We start from the raw sequence: 18,661 nt of genomic DNA, 5'->3' as shown, positions 1-18,661 counted from the left end.
CGGGTTCGTGAACTATTGAATGCCATGATTCACAGGTGTTCTGTTCGCTATGGGGGCAGGGATGTATGTAAAAGGAAGTAACTCTGCTGTCAGTCCCGGGCCAAAGGCCAGCGCTATCCCACTGGAATGCTCTTCCTTCTGTCTGTAATCCTCGCGGATGGCTTGAAGAACAAAAAGAATCGTCACGGACGACAGGTTACCATAATCCCGCAGGATGTTTCGGCTGTAGGAGACCTGCTCATCTGTCAACTGATACAGCTTCTGAACGGCATCCACGATGCCTCTGCCTCCCGGATGGATCGCCCATATTTCCGGTAAACCGCTCCCCTCCAGCAACCGTTCTACCTCTGGGCCGAGATGCAAACCAAGCAGCTTCGGAATCTGTGGTGACAGGTAGAGATCAAAGCCTGTATTGCCCACTTCCCAGATCATTTCTTCTGCACAATCCGGGAGCAGCGTTGAGTGCCCTCGGCCTAGTCGAAAACATTCATTGCGGTCTGTACCGGACGCACCAATAACACAGGCAGAGGCACCGTCTCCGAAGAAAGATGCAGCATACAGGTCGTCCCGTTTGGCAGATGGCTGAAAGTGAAGTGTACATAGTTCCACACACACGATGAGAACCGTAGCCTTCTGATCTGTCGTTACAATGGAATTCGCCAGTTGGATCGCCTTCAGACCGGCTGCACATCCTTGAAAAACCAGTGGAATCCGGTTGATCTGCGGTGACAGTTCAAGCTGTTGGATCAGCCGAACATCAAGTCCGGGCAGGAATTGCCCCGTGCAACTCACCGTAATGAGATGTGTAATTTCCGAGGAGGTTACGTCTGCATCCTGAATGGCCTGTCCGGCCGCCTCGAGACCAAGTGGAACAGCAGCAGCTTTGTATTTGCCCATACGCTCGGATGTAGTCGGAACCTCGTCCGCATTGGTAAAGGGTAAATATCGGCAAGAATCAACAGGCTCAAGCAGATTCGGTTCACACGTATACCGAGTCTCCACACCGCACTGATTAAAGATTCGTTTGGCCCACCTTCTCGCATCTGGCTCATGTTCCAGCGCTTGCGCTAGACGGGCAGACACATCCTTTTGCTCAATACGGTGGGCAGGCCACGCCGTTCCTATTCCCATAATACTTGCCCCAGTAGTTGCCTCAAGCTGGTTCATCGGCTTAACCCCCTTATAGTACGTGTTCAAAAGTAGGCTTTTTAACAACCTATATATAAAATAGGTTCATATGACATGTGCGCAGGATATAGTACAAGTCTATTCACTACCTGTCCTGTTTATGTTCATATTAACAAGCAAAGGCGGACAACATATGCGATTTTCGCACGTGCTGTCCGCCTTTGCTACCGGATTAAACCCGTTCCTATATTACATATTCGATCTGTCAGAACTATTCAGGTCGAATCACCGTGAATCTCTCTCCAAGCTTGGCATAATCATTACCTGCCAGTCGGCTGACTGGTTTCAAATGATCCATCAGGATATAACCCTTGTCCGGATTGTAGACTTGTTCGCTGAAATGATACTGCACAATGCGTACCAGCAGCAGGTCACTCACCGGTTTGCCCTCATCATTCGTGATGGGAATGTGCTGATACAGTTCACACTCCATCCGAATAAGTGCTTCCTGAATTCCTGGCACAGCAACCTTGGTACTTGGCACTGTAGTAAGTTTTGTCCGCTCAAGCTCACTTTCGTGGGGTTCCAGTATGGCTGCTGTCTCATTGACTTCTGTTATGATTGCTTCATCACAGATATGCACAACCAGTTCTTGATGAGCAAGCACATTACGTGCAGTATCTTTCATGATACCGTCTTTACGTGCAATGGATATGGATAACAGCGGCGGGTCCGAACTAACCACATTAAAGAAACTAAACGGCGCCGCATTAATTACACCATTCTCATCTGAACGAGTCGTCACAAAAGCAATTGGACGTGGTACCACCGAACCACTCATCAGTTTATAGTTGTCTCTTCCCGTTATTTCACGTGGATCCAATGTATACATATGTAAATATCCCCTTCCATGCTCGTGTAACAAGTGTCAATTTCACTTCAGGACACGATAACACACTCATATTTATTATATAACGTAAAATGCTGAATTAACAAAAAAACTCCCTGGTGCGATTGCACCAGGAAGTAGGAACATGTTTTTTCATACCGACTATTTCTTATTTAACAATGCTGTTCTGAATGTCTTCCATAATTTGAAGGTTCGCTTGAACTCCGCTGTACAACCAGCTACTGGACCGGGTGAATTCAAAGACATTACCTGTCTTTACAGCAGGAATGCTCTGCCATACGGCATCTTTCAGCGCTTCTGAGCCTGCTCCCTTGTCACTGTTCACCAGGAATAGATAGTCTGTGTCCATTTCCGCGATCTTCTCCAATGAAATCTCAGACCAGTTACCCGTTGCCTTCGCAGATGCTTCCTTCACAACATTAGGCTCTGCAAGTCCAAGTTCGTTGTACATCACTTCACCACTGGAAACATTGTTGCTTACAACATAAAACTTGTTATTGAACAACCACAACGCTGCGGCCGACTTTGTTCCTCCAGTAACAGCAGTTACTTTTTCTTTGATTTCCTTTGCCTTAGCATCATAATCGTCAAGCGCCTTCTGCGCTACATCCGATTTGTTCAAAAGCTCGCCGATCTTGAGCAGAGCCTGACGCGAGTCCTTGTTGACCTCATCTCCGAGTACATAAGTAGGGGCAATTTTGTTGTACTGTTCGTATTTCTCCCCTTCCACTGTACTTTCAGAACCCATAATAATCAGGTCTGGTGAGAAACTGGCCATGGCTTCAAAAGGTAGATCACTTGCAATACCAGGTATGCCATTCAGATCATTTTGCAGATAATCCTGCAAACCATTGCCGTTGTTGATGGACCACTGTGCCGCTGGCTTAACACCGAGTGTAACGAGATGGTCTTCCAGATAAGACGCGATGACACGTTCAGGGTTAGCCGGGATGGTTACTTCGTGTCCCATTGCATCTGTTAATGTGCGCTCTGTCGGGGCTTCTGTTTGTGTCTCTGTCTCCGTTGTTGTATCGTTCTCTCCTGCTGCTCCGTTCTCTGCAGGCTTCGCTCCACACGCGACCAACCAGATGGACATAACCATCACCGTCATTAGAAGCATGATCATCTTTTTATTTCTCTTAAACACTTGATATATCCCCTTTCAATTCATTATAAAAACCTTATTCGGCGTTATTGTGACAGATTTCAATGTTCAAAAATATTGACACTATTATTGATACATATAATATCCGTATGTACATTTGTCCGATTCCATTGACAATGATAATTGTTATCAGTTCACTTGTCAATTCGATTATGCTCTGCGCTATAAGTTGAACTACAGATTGTTTACACTGACACTACGATGATAGAACAACCTTCCAATCGCTGTTATCCCCAGATTTTATAGATTCCCCTTTCTCTAAGGGAAAATCCGGTGATAAATGCGAGCGCTTCGCTTTTTCAGGTTTTTTCTATCTTCTCCGTTTGGTGTAAATGATTAGTTCAACTATATAGATCATATAAAATCTTCTTGACGGCATTCACCTATAGGCGGATGCCGCCATATGCTGAATGCAGAATACGACGACAGGAAGGATGTTCTGTACATGTATTACGAATATAACACTTATCTAAGTTATGGAGAAGACCGTTCCTTTCAATTGCCTCCACTGTTCCCAGGCGGTGGCGGCACACCGGGTGGTCCGACGTTTCCTGGTATACCTGGCGGTCAAGGCTCCTATCCTCCATACATTCCAGGCGGAGGACCCGGTCCATATATCCCCGGAGGCATTCCAGGTACAATCCCGGGTACAGCACCGGGCGTACCTGCGCAACTGACTCAAGGCAATCTGCCCACCCTGCTTAGTGCCTATCCTCGTCCGGTAGGTCAGCCTCCGGCAGAAATGCTTTTTCTGTATAACCTGATCAAAAGCAGCCCGGGTCTGCTCCCGCTCTTCCTCCAGCAACAGCCGCAAAGTCTCACTCAAGCTGTGCAATTTGCACAGACTGGTGCAGCGGCACCACGAGATAACGAAGAACGTGCGCTGCCCAACTTTTGCTATAACCGGTGGTCCCTTGTCTTCACATACAATGATGTCTACCTGATGTGGCCTGCAATTAATCTGTTTGGTTTTGTGGTGGGGTACTTCTATCCATTCCTCACGCCAGGTATACTGTCCAATACACAGATTTTGTTTGCGCTCTGCTAAACCTGTCTTTACCTACAGCAAGAGCCCCACTTGGAAGCATAATTCCTTCCAAGTGAGGCTCTTTTTCGTCCTTTTATCCAGATGCACCTTTACATTACTAAGACTCCATAAACGCAAGGTGTACAGAATCAGTACATTTAACTCAACACTTGATCGTTCTGGCGCTTCCTGCCTTTACTGACCATTAGGAAGTAAATCACCAAGGCACCGAGATCCGCACACGCAATAACGATTCCCATTGGCACAGCTGTGCCTTCTCCCCCGAGACCTACGAGGGGAGCGACAATACCTCCGAACAGGAACGTCATCACACCAATAAGCGCAGAAGCACTGCCTGCCGACTTCTCCTGATTGGCCATCGCCAAGGCGAAGGACGCAGTATTGACCAACCCAACACTGGATACCACCAGAAATAACGGAATCAGTACAGAGATTAGATTACCTCCAGCCAGAATGGCGATGAGCAGAGATGTTCCTCCGAGCGCCGCGGTTAGCAGCCCCGCGATTAACAGGCGATTCTCTGATACCTTTCCTGCAAGTCTACCGGCAATCTGACTGGCCAGAATAATGCCTAACCCGTTAATGGCGAAGCATACACTGAACATTTGCGGGGATACCCCGTATATTTTCTGAAGCACAAACGGTGAACCTGATATGTACGCAAACATGCCAGCAGCTACAAATCCTTGGGTTAACGCATAACCCATAAACTGACGATCCCCTGCGATTTGGCGAAACGTAATTAATGTCTGCTTCAATCCCCCGCTTGATCTGCGATTGGAAGGTAATGTCTCTCCAAGACCGAAAATGACAGCCAACAGCGTCAGTATTCCGATGAGGCTGAGCAAAATAAATACGCCGCGCCACGACGTATACGTCAACAATTGTCCACCAATGATTGGTGCAGCAATCGGGGCTACGCCGTTAATCAGCATTAACAGAGAGAAGAACCGTGTCAGTTCCGGGCCCGAATATACGTCTCTGACGATTGCGCGTGAGATGACAATCCCTGCTGCTCCAGCTACACCTTGAATGAACCGCAGCACAACAAAAGAGCCCATCGTCGGGCTGACCAGGCAAAGTATGGAGGCGATAGTATAGAGCACAAGCCCTGCAATGAGCGGTGTTCGCCGACCACGCACATCACTTAGAGGTCCAGCAAGCAACTGTCCAACCGCAAGTCCAATCATACACGCCGTCAGACTGAGTTGAGCATACGATGTAGATGAACCAAACTCATCAGCCAGCGTGGGCAATGCGGGTAAATACATATCCAGGGACAACGGCCCGAAGGCCGACAATGTCCCCAGAATTAAAGCCATCCGTACACGAGATGTGGAGTTTGTGTTCAATGAAGCTGTTGTACTTTTCATCCAATACTACTCCCCGCTACCCAGTAGCTTGAGCAGGTTGGACGGCAGAGTGAACTGTTGATTGTTAATAATAATACGGCGCAATTCTTCTTCATCCCGCTCGTTATCGGCGTCCTTAATCTCCTGAATTTCCCGGTGAAGTCGCTCCATCTGTTGATCCAGCGCATTTGCCGAATCTGCCGCACTCTTTAACTCTCTCGTCAAATGCTCGGGAACATCCTTATTGTATTTATAAAAAATCTTATGCTCCAGACTCGCCCAGAAATCCATCGCGATTGTACGGATCTGGATCTCCACACATGCTCGTTCCTCACCATTGGACATGTACACAGGCACTTCCACCAGAAGGTGAAGGCTTTGGTAGCCGTTTGGCTTTGGATTCTCGATGTAGTCTTTGACCTCCAGTACACGCAGATCACTCTGGTTGCACAGCATATCCTTAATGCGATAGATATCCGAGATAAAGGAACATGTAATCCGTACCCCGGCGATATCCTTGATATTTTGCTTGATGCTCTCAAACGTTAACTCATGATTTTTGCGGAACATCTTGTTCATAATGCTCTCAGGTGATTTCAGTCTGGACTTTGTATGTTCAATTGGACTGTAATCATGCAAAGACTGGAATTCTTCCTTCAGGACTTCAATCTTGGTCTCCATTTGATCCAGAGCAAATTTATAGATCATCATAAATCTGGTAATTTCATATTTGAATTTCTTGAATTGATCGATTGGATGTGGAGCGTTCATCATGGCTTTCTCCCTTTCTTTCTGCACACTAAAATTAGTTTTATGAATATGAGAACAAGCGGTCAATCTACATGTCTCCTGAACCATTATAAATCATATGGAGCCAATAAACGAATTTCTCACATTTGGGCTGGCGATTCAGCCTAGAAGGTATGGGAACTTATTTTACGCGCATCCTATAGAAGCATCCCTTTCATTTGGCCCGCAATTATTAATAAAAGAGGTGGATTTTACTGCTCTATCAAGTGACGTATTCATCCGATACACTTCGGGTTAAAGCTTATTTATACCTGCCACAAGGTTGCTCATTACCTGATATCACGACATATGAAACCTCTCATCCCGGCTCTGTTTCCTCTGTCTTTCCGGAATTCGCTTCCATACATAAGCCTCTACATCTTCATCTGCAACCGCTCGCCAGCCATTACCCTGCTGCAACAATACATGATACGGATAACTTACCGGAACAGTGGCCGGTTCTGATCTATTGCCGCGGCGGACTTGGCAGCTATGGCGGGGTAAATACCGTTTGGCTTGAGCAATTTGTACATAAAGGTTATATCGTGTTCGCCCCATCCTATCGTGGAAACGAAGGAGGTGAGGGCCGTGACGAGTATGGCGGGAAAGATGCCGAAGATGTGCATGCCGCTTACCGGTTGATACAGCGTTTACCCTTTGTTGACCCAACTCGCATATCGTTAATGGGGTTCTCCCGTGGAGCCATTAATGCTGTACATACCGCAACTGCCTATAATGAGGGACCGGACAAAGTACATAAGTTAGTTCTTTGGAGCGGTGTCTCCGATGTGGAACGCACTTACCATGAGCGAACCGACCTGAGGCGCACATTGAAACGGGTGCTAGGTGGTTCCCCACGCACGGTTCCAGAAGCTTATCTCGCCCGTTCTCCCTTGTCGAAAGCGAACAAACTATCTTGTCCCGTGCTAATCATGCATGGTACATCAGATACACAAGTGAATTATAGTCACGGAACCCGAATGTATCACTGGCTTAAGCGGCGAGGTGCGGATGTCACATTTCACGCTTATGGCGGGCAGGATCATCATTTTCACGAGAAAATACATGAGTCAGCGGTGAACAATATGTTTGATTGGCTCGCTGCACCTTAAGTCTTGCGCGATGAATTTCATTTTGAAGATGCATGGGTTATGGCTGTATACTGGAGGGGCTACGTTTTTTGAAAGGACGGATATAATGAATCAAAGCACCCTCCAGAAATACGCCATGTTGCTTCTCTGCATGTCTGCCGGAATGGTGGACCTGATCGGATATCTGGGACTGGGGCACGTGCTCACAGCCAATATGACGGGAAATATTGTACTGCTCGGTATTGCCATTGCCCGTGCTCAGGAATTTGTCGTGCTGCGGTCATTGCTTGCTCTCATCGGTTTTATTGCCGGCAATGCCATTGCAGCACATATGGTTGGACCTGTGCAGACCAAAAATGGCTGGTCTTCTAAGGTCACAGCTGTATTTACTGTTGAAAGCATATTGCTCCTGCTGTTCGCGATCGCCATGATTAGTCCATTTTCAGAACAACTGTCTTATCTGTTAATTGTCATCCTTGCCGTTGCAATGGGGATGCAAACAACAGCGGCACGCCGCATTGGCATTGCTGGCATCTCAACAACCGTGCTCACCAATAATTTGGCCGCTGTGGTTGAGGATACCGTAAACATCCTCAAAAAGCTGCGACATGCCAATATCCGATCGTTAACCAAAGCCTTGTCTACAGACTCCTACCTTCGTGCAGGTGCTGTTGTCATCTATTTGATCGGCGTCATTGCAGCCGCATTGTTATTCCACCGTGTGCCCATGATTGCAGTCTGGATTCCTGTCCTGATCATTGGCGGCGTAACCCTATACGCCCGATTACATGCATGGGGAACTTCACAACAAAGCGAAAGTTAATAAAAGTTAATAGTAGAAGAAGTAACCTGTCCATGTTCAAGTGGCTGTTCAAAAGTCCGCTTCAGGATACTGAAAACTGGTCTTTTTGAACACGTACTTTAAGTTGTTTTAAGTACAATCACGCTATTTATTTCATCAAAGTAGCTTCTTGGCGGATAAGCTTGACCAGATGTTGTGCAGCAGGTGATAATACCTCCCCGGCTCGTGTACATACGGCAACCGTATTTCTCAGCTGTACACCTCGAACAAACACACGTGCCAGCCTGCCTTGCTGCACATCTTCGTTCACAACCAAAGAAGATATAAAGTTGGCCCCATAACCTGCCTTCACCGCACTAATCGTTTCGTTCAGTCCGTTGAACTGAAGCGCAATGCGGGGAGCGGCCAGGTTATTTGTTGTGCAAAGGGAAACGAGTCGCTCACGTGTAGCACTGCCTTCTTCGCGCATGATGAACGGTTCTGCCATCATCTCATGCAGCTCGATTTCTTTTCCCGCATACGGATGGTCAGGGTGCACAACAAACCACATCTCATCGTCAAACAATTCATCCCATTGGACACCTGCATGTGTGATGCCACTTCCACCATACACTGCAATCTCTGCCTCATAACGAAGTAATTGGTCAAAAGCCATCCGGGTGTTGGTTGTGCTAACAACAATCTCCACATCCTCGTGCATTTGCTTAAACCGCGCAATCCAGCCCGGCAACAGAAAATTTGAAGGCAAGTAGGTTGCCGTAAGACGGATCAGTCCTTTCTTGCCCTCCCGAAAATCCTGCACAAAATTCTCGACATCCTGCTCCAGCATGAACAGACGTTCCGCATAACCTGTCAACTGTATCCCCGCATCCGTAAGCACCAGTCTTCTTCCCTCCGAAACAAAAAGCTGGATTCCCAATTCACGTTCAAACTTCTTCACCTGAGAAGATACCGCAGGTTGACTAATATTTAGTTCCTCTGCGGCACGAGTGACCCCGCCATATCTCACGATAGCATGAAATAATCGTAATCCATGCAGATTCATGTGTTACACCTCTTCCACGTCAAATACATTTATAGTTGAAATATGAAATCCAATACAAGGAACAAGGGAAGGAACATGTGAACATGAAAAATATAAATACGACCAACCTACAGCATACCTGGACTCAAGTCGACGACTACATGAACGATCTGCTGATTCCATCAGATTCCCTGCTGGAACATACACTGCAAAGCAATGCCGAAGCTGGACTCCCTGCTCATGACGTAACACCGAATCAAGGAAAGTTACTTCAGCTCCTGCTGCAAATCCAAGGTGCATCCCGTGTACTTGAAATCGGCACATTGGGTGGATACAGTACCATCTGGATGGCAAGAGCGCTGCCTGAACACGGACGCATCGTCTCACTGGAATCGGAATCACACCATGCAGACTTGGCCCGAGCCAATCTCACACGAGCAGGACTGATGCACAAGGTTGACCTGAGAGTTGGTCCTGCCCTAACCACCCTTCCCGATGTTCAGGAAGAATACAGGGAACCGTTTGATATGATCTTCATCGATGCTGACAAACCGAGTAATCCCGATTATCTGAGATGGGCCCTGCGACTGACTCGGACGGGGAGTCTTATTATTGGTGATAATATCGTCAGGGACGGTGAAGTGATCCGCACAGACAGCACAGACCCCAGAGTTCAGGGCGTTCGATCATTCCTGCAGTTGATCGCGGATCACCCTCGACTTGAAGCTACAGCACTGCAAACGGTCGGTAGCAAAGGTTACGATGGATTCGTCATTGCTCGTGTGATTGATGCCCCTGTACCAAAATAAACAGTGGTCAATTCTTCCGAAAATTCCCCTTTCCTGTTAAACTGGAATCACTGCACAGGCAGACTGGGGGGAACCACTTGAGAGTTTTACAACATATTAATGATGAAATTCGCGGCTGGTCCCGCAATATTCAACTGTTTTTCCTGGCTAGCATTCTGTATCAGATCGGAAATGGCATGTTCTCTGTCTTGTACAATCTGTACATTCAGGGTCTGGGCTATAATGATACAATGAACGGCCAGATAGTAAGTATTCAATCACTCGCAACAGCCATTATGTTTGTTCCTATCGGTCTATGCGGTGATCTGTTCAGCCGCAAGCGATTACTCATTACCGGGGCGTTATTCAGCGGAATCTTTCTGATCGGACGCTCCTTCGATTATTCGGCTACAGGACTGATCTGGTTCGCGGTATTCTCTGGCCTTTTCGCTGGAGTATTCCAAGTACTGGCCATTCCTTATCTGGCAGAAAACGTCAAGAAAAGCCAGCGGCTGAAGATGTTCAGTTATTATTCATCTCTTGTGCTCGCTTCCCAGGTGCTTGGTAGCCTGGGTGGCGGTGTATTCGCAGATTTGTTACATACGGCAGGACTCGCCAAAGTGACCGGATTGCAGACGGTTTTATTTGTCGGTGGTGCAGCAACACTAGCTGCATTTATTCCACTGTTATTTGTAACCGAAGGCAAGGCTGCTCCGCAGACAACAATTCCGGCGCAACCCGTTCTTCAACCCAATGCTGATCTAAAAGAAAGTTTAACGAATAACCCAAGCACGGACGATTCGATCACGAAGAAAAAAGATTCCCGACTGATTGGTCAGTTTATAGTAACTCAGTTGTTAATTGGATTAGGTTCTGGACTGGTTGTACCGTATCTGAATCTGTATTTCACCAATCGGTTCTCGGTTTCTCTGAGCGGCATGAGCTTACTGATTGCACTTGGTCAGATTATGACGATTGTATCCATGCTGATTGGTCCTACCCTGGCGGCAAAGGTCGGAAGCGTAAGAGCCGTTGTCATTTTCCAGGTCATGTCGCTGCCCTTCCTTCTATTAACAGGCTTCACCAATCTGTTGTTCATTGCTTCGCTCAGTTTCTTATTCAGACAAGCATTGATGAACGCAGCCAATCCCATTCATTCAGCGATACTGGTGGATCGGATCTCGGACAAACGCCGCGGCATTGCCAATTCACTGATGCAGACCTCGTTCATGATCGGTTGGGCTACCATGGGACCTGTCCAATCCTATCTGGTCACCACGTACGGAACGTATTGGGGTTATGCAATCACATTCAGCATCACAGGCTGTCTATACGTTATTTCATCACTGATGTACTTTGTAATGTTCAGAGAACCCAAGCCTTCCGCTACGGCTCTTGCAGGATCTTGATAAGTTGAACAGAAGCAGCTTGGTTGTTCCGCAGATAACGCAACGTATCTCATCATCAGGAGTGATCACACATGAACATGAATCCTTCATTAAACCTGAATGCATACCTGAATCTCATACCACCTCATTCAACCGGTAGGCTAAACGGATGGAACTGATGCGCAAGCTTGGTTCCCACGTTGTCTTTCGGTTTTTTCTTAGTCTGGGTGTCTCTGTTCTTGGCGGATTGCTGTTCACAGTCATTCATACACCGATCCCGTGGTTGCTCGGGCCAATGGTATTTATGCTGCTTGGCTCCCAAGTCGCCAAATGGCCGCTCATGTGGCCTGCCTCCATCCGGGACTATGGCATTCTGATTGTTGGTTATTCGATTGGACTCACCTTAACTAAAGAGGCCCTGCACGGCATTTTGCAACAACTTCCCATGATGCTTCTGATGACCTTGCTGTTAATCGGATTGTGTGTAATTACGGCCTACATCGCTTCAAAGATAACCGACTTTGACTTCCCCTCCCTGCTGGTTGGCAGCATTCCAGGAGGACTGTCCCAGATGGTGTCCCTTGCAGAAGAGATGAAATCCATCAATCTGACGCTGGTTACCTTTTTGCAGGTGACCCGGCTGATCATGATTGTCTTCTGTGTTCCGTTCCTGCTGTTCAGTCCGTGGATTGGAGGTATCGCAGGTGGCGGTTTGGATCATCCGTTCATTGACGTAGCGACGTGGGGTTCCCTTTTCCCCGAGATTCTTGTCTATGCTCCGCTCTGTGTAGCTGGTGCATGGGTTGCACGCAAACTCCGATTTCCGACGGCCTTTATGCTGGGTCCCATGATCGTCATGTGTGTCGTTCAATTAAGTACAACGATGCACACGCCCAGTCTGCCAGTCTCCCTCTTAAACGTATCGCAATTGATGATTGGCAGCCACGTTGGACTGATGCTCAAGCCGGAACAGTTGCAACGTAAGGCACAGACGGTGACCCTAGCCGTGATTAGCAGTGTACTTCTCATTGCTGGTGCGCTTGGATTGAGTTATCTATTAATGAATGTGTTCTCCCTCTCCGCGGCAACCTCACTACTCAGTATGGCCCCTGGCGGGATGGATCAGATGAGTATCATGGCACATGAAGTCAATGCCGATCTTTCGGTTGTATCCGGATATCAATTGTTCCGCATCCTGTTTATCTTTTTCATCGTCTCTTCCGTACTGAAGATGATTCTTGTACATATGTTAAAAGAAAAGAAAGCAGAGCCCTCACTTCAATGATCATATTTCGCCCCGATTCCATGACAAAGAGAGTATCCATTTGATGTCACATCCTGCGGATACTCTCTTTTATTTGTACAGACTTAACTTCAGCATTTGGCTTCATTCAATTTTAAGCATAATGACTACTTATGAATAAATTCGGTTGTACATCCAGCCTACAATGCCCACCGTAACCACTGTTGCCCCAATAATAAATGCATAATAGCCAATCTTACTTTTGGACTCCGAAGTCTGATGGTCATAATAATCCGAGTTACGTCGGTAAAACCCCATCCATAACTCTCCGATCATATTCACTACAACCAATACAAAACGTTTAACAAGCCCCATGGATTCGCGTCTCCTCTCTCTAATCAACCTTCTTCCCTATTAAGTATAATTATCCCAATTCATTAAAACAACCTACTCATATTACCTTTGGTGCAGTTTCTTGCTCCAACCAGGTTAGAATATCAAATGCTTCCTGATCGGTGTTACCACACATCTCTTCCTCAGCTTGCAATCCACTGCATACCGCAGGACGATCTTTTTGGCCAAAAATTCCGCAGCGATTATCATCCGTAAGCTGCACACAACGTACACCTGCCGGCTTGCCATGAGCCATGCCCGGTATCGGTGATGATATGGAAATCGCGATACAACATGCGGCACAGCCTGTCCTGCATTCCATACATATTCCCTCCTAATTTTAATACTTATAGTCTGACAATACGTGTTCAAAAAGACCGGTTTTCAATATCAAGAAGATGGGCTGAATTCCATATTCGATGCTGATGATGCCATTAGGCATCCTTCGTAATCAAAAGCGGACTTTTTGAACTACCTCTGATATTATGAGCGATTTATCCAGGTCCAGGTTCGAGCCAGCCCCTGAGCAATTCTCCGATTCATACTTCGATTTGAAAAATACCCCCCATGACTTAGCGGATTCCAACTCATAGCCACGCCGCCAGAGTTCACTTCAATATCTTCTTTGACCGCTTTCTCATAAGCGGGATCAATGGGGCGTAATGGATAACCCAGAATATCATCCCGATCGTAGAAGTTCACCCACTCCCCTTCCAGCCCAGCATAATACTGATTCACATGGGAAGAGGGCACTTGAATTGGGCAACTAAAGTCATGGTAACGCAAACTCCATAAGGGCAGGGTTGTACCAAACGAGTAAAAATTGGTCAGCGTGTCCCCCCGCTCTAGAGCCGAGTTCACATCCACAACCTCCGGAATACGACTGGACGGATATTGCAGATCGTAGAAGAAGTTACTGGCGATTACTGCACCCAAACTATGGGCAACCACACAGAGCGGAGCTTCCGGTCCATTGCGCTGTGAAAGGGTATGCATCGCCTGATTCAACGTTCGATGTACGGCATCGTAGTTATGGCCTTGATTTTCCACCGGTTGATAAGCAACCGCATCAGCCAGGTAATGGATGACAAATCGGCGCAACGCCTGAAAGTTCAATCCCGGAGAGCTGACGAGCTGTTGAAAGAGCGCCTCTTCCCGCTCCTCAAATACATCCGCCCAATATACAGGTTCGATATCCAGCATCTGTTTGGAGGCTCCAGGCAAGACCATTACCTTGTCCAATTCCTTATGCAAACAAGCAATCAGCTTGTCCGCGTACCCATCCTTCCGCATACCCAGCCCATGAATGACCATCACCGCAATACGTGTCATGGCTCTCCTCCTCATCGATCTAGGAACTCTTTCTCCACCATATGAACGCCACGACTCGAACATGCCTGAAGCTTGCTTTGTCAGAAGAACCTTTCCAGCCACCATTATTTTAAAAATGTGATTCTTCCATTTTATATACAGTTTACCATGATCGTCATGAAAATAACGATCATACAACAAAAAGGAGCTGCACATCACGCAGCCCCTTCTTGTTGTTGTATTCAATTAACCTTTCAGATGAACCTTCAACACACCATTTTGATTAGATGTAACATCACCTGTCGTGACTTCCACCCGTTCAACCATATCCTGACCATCTGGAATGATAATCGGTGTAATCAGCGGGTATCCCGCATCTTCAATTACCTTACGATCAAACTCCAACAGCTTTTGTCCAGCTTTTACATGCTCGCCAGCTTCCACATGCATGTTGAAGCCTTCACCTTTGAGGGATACCGTATTAATCCCGACATGAATCAGAACTTGTAATCCACTCGCGTGTTCAAGAATCACCGCATGTTTACTTTTGATCACATGAGCTACCTGAGCATCAAACGGGGCAACAACCAGGTTGCCGGAAGGTTCAATCGCTACACCTTCACCCATCTGTTTCTCGGCAAAAGCCGGATCAGGTACTTGCTCCAGTGATACGGCCTGGCCTGTTAATGGCGCCATGATTTCCAGTGTATTCACGGCTTCGTCCCCTACTTGAGCTGCACTACGTGTGCGCTGGTTTGGATCTGTTTTTGCAGTTGAAGAGTTAACACCCGAAGCAGACTGCGATGTAGCCGCTTTAGGCTCATTAACAGTTTCATTGCTTGCACTCCGATCTTCTTTTCTCAGTTTGGCTCTGCCAAAAAGGACGGTCAGTACAAATGGTACAATCAGGACAATCGCCATGCCGATGAAGAAGACACCCCATTTGTTAGGGAAAATCGACAGGAATCCCGGTACGCCACCTACACCGATGGAGGTTGCCTGAACATTATTCATCGTCAGCAGCACACCACCAATCGCGGAACCGACCATACCAAAGATAAACGGATAACGGTAACGGATATTCACTCCGAAGATCGCCGGCTCAGTTACCCCGAGGAAGGCCGATACCGAGGATGTTGCCGCAAGTCCTCTCATTTTCTTCTCACGCAGGACAAGCATCATCGCAAGTGCCGCCGAACCCTGTGCGATATTGGACAATGCCAGCATCGGCCACAGGAACGTACCGCCCTGACTACCAATGAGCTGAACATCCACCGCGAGGAACGTGTGATGCATACCGGTGATAACGAGCAAAGCGTACAGACCACCGTAGATCAGACCACCCAGCGCCGCGTATGAATCGTATACATAGATCAAACCAGAAGTAATTGCATTTGCAATAGCAAATGTAACCGGTCCAATAATCGTAAATGCCAGGAATCCGGTAATCAGCAACGTAACTGGTGCAACGACCAGCAGTTTAATTGAATCATGTACCCTTTTATTCAGGAAAATTTCCATCTTCGCAAGCAGATAGGCCGATACCAGTACTGGCAGAACCTGCCCTTGATAACCAATCTTCTCAATCTCCCAACCGAACAGATTCCATGTTGGCACCGTGCCATTATTCACAGCATCAGCGTAACCATATGCACTCAGCAGATCGGGATGTACTAGAATGAGACCCAGCACGATCCCGAGCAGCGGACTGCCGCCGAACCTTTTTACAGCTGCCCAACCAATTAGAGCCGGCAGGAACGTGAAGGCTGTACTTGCAATCGTATTAATAATGGACGCAAGATCCTTCCAGGCTGGATAAACATCCACCAGTGATTTTCCATCAAAGAAAATGCCTGGACCTGTCAGAATATTGTTAATTCCGAGCAAAAGACCTGCCGTAATGATTGCAGGCAAGATCGGAATGAAAATATCCGAGAGTGTTTTGATCGCTCGCTGGATTGGATTTTGCTTTTTACCAGCAACCGCCTTCACATCATCTTTGGAAGAACGATCTCCCCCAGTAATCTGAATCATCTCATCATAGACTTTATCCACCAGGCCAGGCCCAATAACGACCTGGAATTGTCCTTGGGAAGAGAACTGTCCTTTAACCAGATCATTCTGATCCAGACTTTCAGTATCCACTTTACTCTCATCGTACAAGGCAAACCGGAGTCGTGTAACACAGTGTGTTGCAGCTTCAATATTCTCTTTGCCACCGACTGCCCGGACGATCTCCTCAACCTGTTTTTTATCGATTGCCATAGTGTCACTTCCTATTTATAAAATGTGATTAGTCCTGTTGTGGCACAAGCCACATATAGGATGCATACGGACTGAGAGAGATTTCCTGCGTCAGCGCAGGGGCTGCCTCCGTATTTCCTATGAGTAACTCTGCTGATTTGCCTGCAATGTGATCATTCCAGACCGCTTCCGGAAGCGAGAATGTGACATCTCGTTTACTGAAGTTGGATACAACAATCAGAGTTTCACTTCCATTGGTCCGTGCGTACGCGAATACATCCGGGTGTGCATCGTCCAATCGTTCATACAGACCGTCGATCAGCACGTTTACCTGTTTACGCAGGGCAATCAATTTGCGGTAGTGGTAGTAGATCGAATCTGGATCAGCCAGCTGCTGTTCCACGTGAATGGAAGGATACCGCTCATCCACCTTCAGCCAAGGTGTTCCAGTAGTAAATCCGGCGTTCTTACTTCCATTCCACTGCATCGGTGTGCGGGAGTTGTCCCGGGAACGCTCTTTTACAATGTTGAAAGCTTCTTCAGCGGATTTGCCTCGTTCTTCCTGAAGCAGGCGGTACATGTTCGTTGATTCGATATCGCGGAACTCACTAACGTCATTCCAGACCGGATTCGGCATGCCGATCTCTTCTCCCTGGTAGACATAAGGTGTACCTTGCATGCCGTGTATCGTTGTTGCAAGCATCTTCGCACTCTCGGCACGATAATCACCATCATCGGCGAATCGGGATAATGCCCGCGGCTGATCATGGTTATTAAGGAACAGCGCGTTCCAACCTCCACCGGCCTGCATGCCTGTCTGCCACTCACTAAAGAGCTGCTTCATCGCTTCGAAATCATACGGCATCAGTTCCCACTTCTGACCATTCGGATAATCCACTTTCAGGTGATGGAAGTTAAACGTCATCGAAAACTCCCGGGAAGCCGGGTTCGAATATTGGATACAATGTTCCAGTGTTGTCGAGGACATCTCGCCTACCGTCACCATGTTGTAAGGCCCGAATACTTCATCGTACATCTCGGTGATGTACTCATGCACACGCGGTCCATCCGTGTAATATTTGCGCCCGTCACCCGGTGACACGCTGCCATCATCATCAGGGAACCGCTGGTCTTTGGAGATCAGGTTAATCACGTCCATACGGAAACCATCTACACCTTTTTCAGCCCAGAACTTGATCATATCCCGTACAGCTTTGCGTACTTCTTCATTCTCCCAATTCAGATCTGCCTGTGTTTTATCAAATAAAGTCAGGAAATATTGTCCCGTCTGTTCATCGAACTGCCAAGCAGGCCCACCGAACTTGGATTGCCAGTTGTTTGGCACACCGCCATCCGGAGCAGGATCTTTCCAAATATAATAATCCCGATACGGATTATCCTTGGAAGAACGGGATTGCTGGAACCACTCATGATCGGTCGAGGAGTGATTCACCACGATATCAATCATCAGTTTCATATCACGAGCCTTCAGACCTTTCAGCAGTTCGTCAAAATCCTCCATCGTTCCATAATCCGGATTAATCCGATAATAGTCCGCTACGTCATACCCATTATCATGCTGCGGAGATACATATACCGGCTGCAACCACACAATATCGATACCCAGATGCTGCAAATAATCAAGCTTCTCGGTTAATCCACGAATATCTCCAGTACCCGATCCGGTTGTATCATTAAAACTCTTCGGATATACCTGATACACCGTTGATGTCTTCCACCAAGATGACGGAGTTGTGTTATTAGAACTCATGTTAACGCCTCCAATAAATTGTAATGCTCTTATGTGATGTTCTCGGCTAACTTCATATCTATATTACATAAGTAAACATGTATATACAAGTTGAAACTATAATATGTATATTCTCCGCCTCTTCTACACATTCCCCATAAATCTTTCCTCTGTAACATTTATTTTGGAACCTGCGTTCGTGAACCCAATGATATCTGTATTGAGACAACAAGAA

17 protein-coding genes are annotated in these 18,661 nt (G+C 47.1%); 6 read left to right on the top strand and 11 right to left on the bottom strand.

Annotated features, from left to right (window positions below):
• Nucleotides 1–12: 12 nt before the first annotated feature.
• The 3 genes from EL84_RS18935 to EL84_RS18925 all read right to left on the bottom strand — a co-directional run bounded on the left by EL84_RS18935 (nt 13) and on the right by EL84_RS18925 (nt 3,185).
• A complete protein-coding gene (locus tag EL84_RS18935) occupies nt 13–1,167 on the bottom strand; it encodes a type III polyketide synthase (RefSeq protein ID WP_047842674.1) in 1,155 nt (384 codons plus the stop codon).
• Between the two features lie 232 nt (nt 1,168–1,399).
• Complete coding sequence (locus EL84_RS18930) at nt 1,400–2,020, bottom strand: flavin reductase family protein (protein WP_047842673.1); 621 nt, start codon at nt 2,018–2,020, stop codon at nt 1,400–1,402.
• Nucleotides 2,021–2,186: 166 nt separating this feature from the next.
• On the bottom strand, nt 2,187–3,185 hold the full coding sequence (locus EL84_RS18925; RefSeq protein ID WP_082219065.1) for an ABC transporter substrate-binding protein: 999 nt from the start codon (nt 3,183–3,185) through the stop codon (nt 2,187–2,189).
• 421 nt (nt 3,186–3,606) lie between these two features.
• Between EL84_RS18925 and EL84_RS30895 the strand changes: the two genes are divergently transcribed.
• Nucleotides 3,607–4,251: a hypothetical protein gene (locus EL84_RS30895; protein WP_053061531.1), complete on the top strand. Its 645-nt coding sequence runs from the start codon at nt 3,607–3,609 to the stop codon at nt 4,249–4,251.
• A gap of 137 nt (nt 4,252–4,388) precedes the next feature.
• On the opposite strand, the gene EL84_RS18915 is transcribed toward EL84_RS30895, so the two are convergent.
• Together EL84_RS18915 and EL84_RS18910 are read right to left on the bottom strand one after the other, a co-directional pair.
• Entirely contained in the window at nt 4,389–5,624 is a 1,236-nt protein-coding gene (locus EL84_RS18915) for a multidrug effflux MFS transporter (protein WP_047842671.1), read from the bottom strand.
• A 6-nt stretch (nt 5,625–5,630) separates the two neighbouring features.
• Nucleotides 5,631–6,374, bottom strand: a complete 744-nt coding sequence (locus tag EL84_RS18910) for a GTP pyrophosphokinase family protein (protein ID WP_036608962.1) — start codon at nt 6,372–6,374, stop codon at nt 5,631–5,633.
• Nucleotides 6,375–6,619: 245 nt separating this feature from the next.
• Between EL84_RS18910 and EL84_RS18905 the strand changes: the two genes are divergently transcribed.
• Nucleotides 6,620–7,504 (top strand): alpha/beta hydrolase family protein, encoded by an 885-nt coding sequence (locus EL84_RS18905; RefSeq protein ID WP_053061530.1) that lies wholly within the window; start codon nt 6,620–6,622, stop codon nt 7,502–7,504.
• An 85-nt stretch (nt 7,505–7,589) separates the two neighbouring features.
• A complete protein-coding gene (locus EL84_RS18900) occupies nt 7,590–8,306 on the top strand; it encodes a YoaK family protein (RefSeq protein ID WP_047842669.1) in 717 nt (238 codons plus the stop codon).
• Between the two features lie 127 nt (nt 8,307–8,433).
• Here EL84_RS18900 and EL84_RS18895 read toward each other — a convergent pair whose 3' ends face one another.
• A complete protein-coding gene (locus EL84_RS18895) occupies nt 8,434–9,330 on the bottom strand; it encodes a LysR family transcriptional regulator (protein ID WP_047842668.1) in 897 nt (298 codons plus the stop codon).
• Between the two features lie 83 nt (nt 9,331–9,413).
• Between EL84_RS18895 and EL84_RS18890 the strand changes: the two genes are divergently transcribed.
• From EL84_RS18890 to EL84_RS18880, 3 genes are all read left to right on the top strand, one after another.
• Entirely contained in the window at nt 9,414–10,118 is a 705-nt protein-coding gene (locus EL84_RS18890; protein ID WP_047842667.1) for an O-methyltransferase, read from the top strand.
• Between the two features lie 77 nt (nt 10,119–10,195).
• Nucleotides 10,196–11,506 (top strand): MFS transporter, encoded by a 1,311-nt coding sequence (locus tag EL84_RS18885; protein WP_047842666.1) that lies wholly within the window; start codon nt 10,196–10,198, stop codon nt 11,504–11,506.
• 148 nt (nt 11,507–11,654) lie between these two features.
• A complete protein-coding gene (locus tag EL84_RS18880; protein WP_235431551.1) occupies nt 11,655–12,770 on the top strand; it encodes an AbrB family transcriptional regulator in 1,116 nt (371 codons plus the stop codon).
• Nucleotides 12,771–12,899: 129 nt separating this feature from the next.
• Here the strand turns inward: EL84_RS18880 and EL84_RS18875 are convergent, their stop codons facing one another.
• From EL84_RS18875 to treC, 5 genes are all read right to left on the bottom strand, one after another.
• Nucleotides 12,900–13,103, bottom strand: a complete 204-nt coding sequence (locus EL84_RS18875) for a hypothetical protein (protein WP_017688872.1) — start codon at nt 13,101–13,103, stop codon at nt 12,900–12,902.
• Nucleotides 13,104–13,179: 76 nt separating this feature from the next.
• Nucleotides 13,180–13,443 carry a zinc/iron-chelating domain-containing protein gene (locus tag EL84_RS18870; protein WP_047842665.1) on the bottom strand — a complete coding sequence of 88 codons (264 nt, stop codon included), beginning with the start codon at nt 13,441–13,443 and terminating at the stop codon, nt 13,180–13,182.
• Between the two features lie 161 nt (nt 13,444–13,604).
• Nucleotides 13,605–14,453, bottom strand: a complete 849-nt coding sequence (locus tag EL84_RS18865; protein WP_047842664.1) for a hypothetical protein — start codon at nt 14,451–14,453, stop codon at nt 13,605–13,607.
• Nucleotides 14,454–14,678: 225 nt separating this feature from the next.
• Nucleotides 14,679–16,697, bottom strand: a complete 2,019-nt coding sequence (gene treP / locus EL84_RS18860) for a PTS system trehalose-specific EIIBC component (RefSeq protein ID WP_047842663.1) — start codon at nt 16,695–16,697, stop codon at nt 14,679–14,681.
• Nucleotides 16,698–16,725: 28 nt separating this feature from the next.
• On the bottom strand, nt 16,726–18,447 hold the full coding sequence (gene treC, locus EL84_RS18855) for an alpha,alpha-phosphotrehalase (RefSeq protein ID WP_036608755.1): 1,722 nt from the start codon (nt 18,445–18,447) through the stop codon (nt 16,726–16,728).
• Nucleotides 18,448–18,661: the final 214 nt, after the last annotated feature.

Origin of the sequence: Paenibacillus sp. VT-400, assembly GCF_001029205.1 — a bacterium.
Classification (GTDB): Bacteria; Bacillota; Bacilli; order Paenibacillales; family Paenibacillaceae; genus Paenibacillus; species Paenibacillus amylolyticus.
Note: the sequence above shows the minus strand (reverse complement) of the source record. Positions and strands in the feature narration are given on the sequence as shown.

Coding starts and splice junctions, on each gene's coding strand:
- EL84_RS18935 (WP_047842674.1), bottom strand. CDS start 1,167: ATGAACCAGCTTGAGGCAACTACTGGGGCAAGTATTATGGGAATAGGA.
- EL84_RS18930 (WP_047842673.1), bottom strand. CDS start 2,020: ATGTATACATTGGATCCACGTGAAATAACGGGAAGAGACAACTATAAA.
- EL84_RS30895 (WP_053061531.1), top strand. CDS start 3,607: ATGCTGAATGCAGAATACGACGACAGGAAGGATGTTCTGTACATGTAT.
- EL84_RS18915 (WP_047842671.1), bottom strand. CDS start 5,624: ATGAAAAGTACAACAGCTTCATTGAACACAAACTCCACATCTCGTGTA.
- EL84_RS18910 (WP_036608962.1), bottom strand. CDS start 6,374: ATGAACGCTCCACATCCAATCGATCAATTCAAGAAATTCAAATATGAA.
- EL84_RS18900 (WP_047842669.1), top strand. CDS start 7,590: ATGAATCAAAGCACCCTCCAGAAATACGCCATGTTGCTTCTCTGCATG.
- EL84_RS18895 (WP_047842668.1), bottom strand. CDS start 9,330: ATGAATCTGCATGGATTACGATTATTTCATGCTATCGTGAGATATGGC.
- EL84_RS18890 (WP_047842667.1), top strand. CDS start 9,414: ATGAAAAATATAAATACGACCAACCTACAGCATACCTGGACTCAAGTC.
- EL84_RS18880 (WP_235431551.1), top strand. CDS start 11,655: ATGGAACTGATGCGCAAGCTTGGTTCCCACGTTGTCTTTCGGTTTTTT.
- EL84_RS18875 (WP_017688872.1), bottom strand. CDS start 13,103: ATGGGGCTTGTTAAACGTTTTGTATTGGTTGTAGTGAATATGATCGGA.
- EL84_RS18870 (WP_047842665.1), bottom strand. CDS start 13,443: ATGGAATGCAGGACAGGCTGTGCCGCATGTTGTATCGCGATTTCCATA.
- EL84_RS18865 (WP_047842664.1), bottom strand. CDS start 14,453: ATGACACGTATTGCGGTGATGGTCATTCATGGGCTGGGTATGCGGAAG.
- treP (WP_047842663.1), bottom strand. CDS start 16,697: ATGGCAATCGATAAAAAACAGGTTGAGGAGATCGTCCGGGCAGTCGGT.
- treC (WP_036608755.1), bottom strand. CDS start 18,447: ATGAGTTCTAATAACACAACTCCGTCATCTTGGTGGAAGACATCAACG.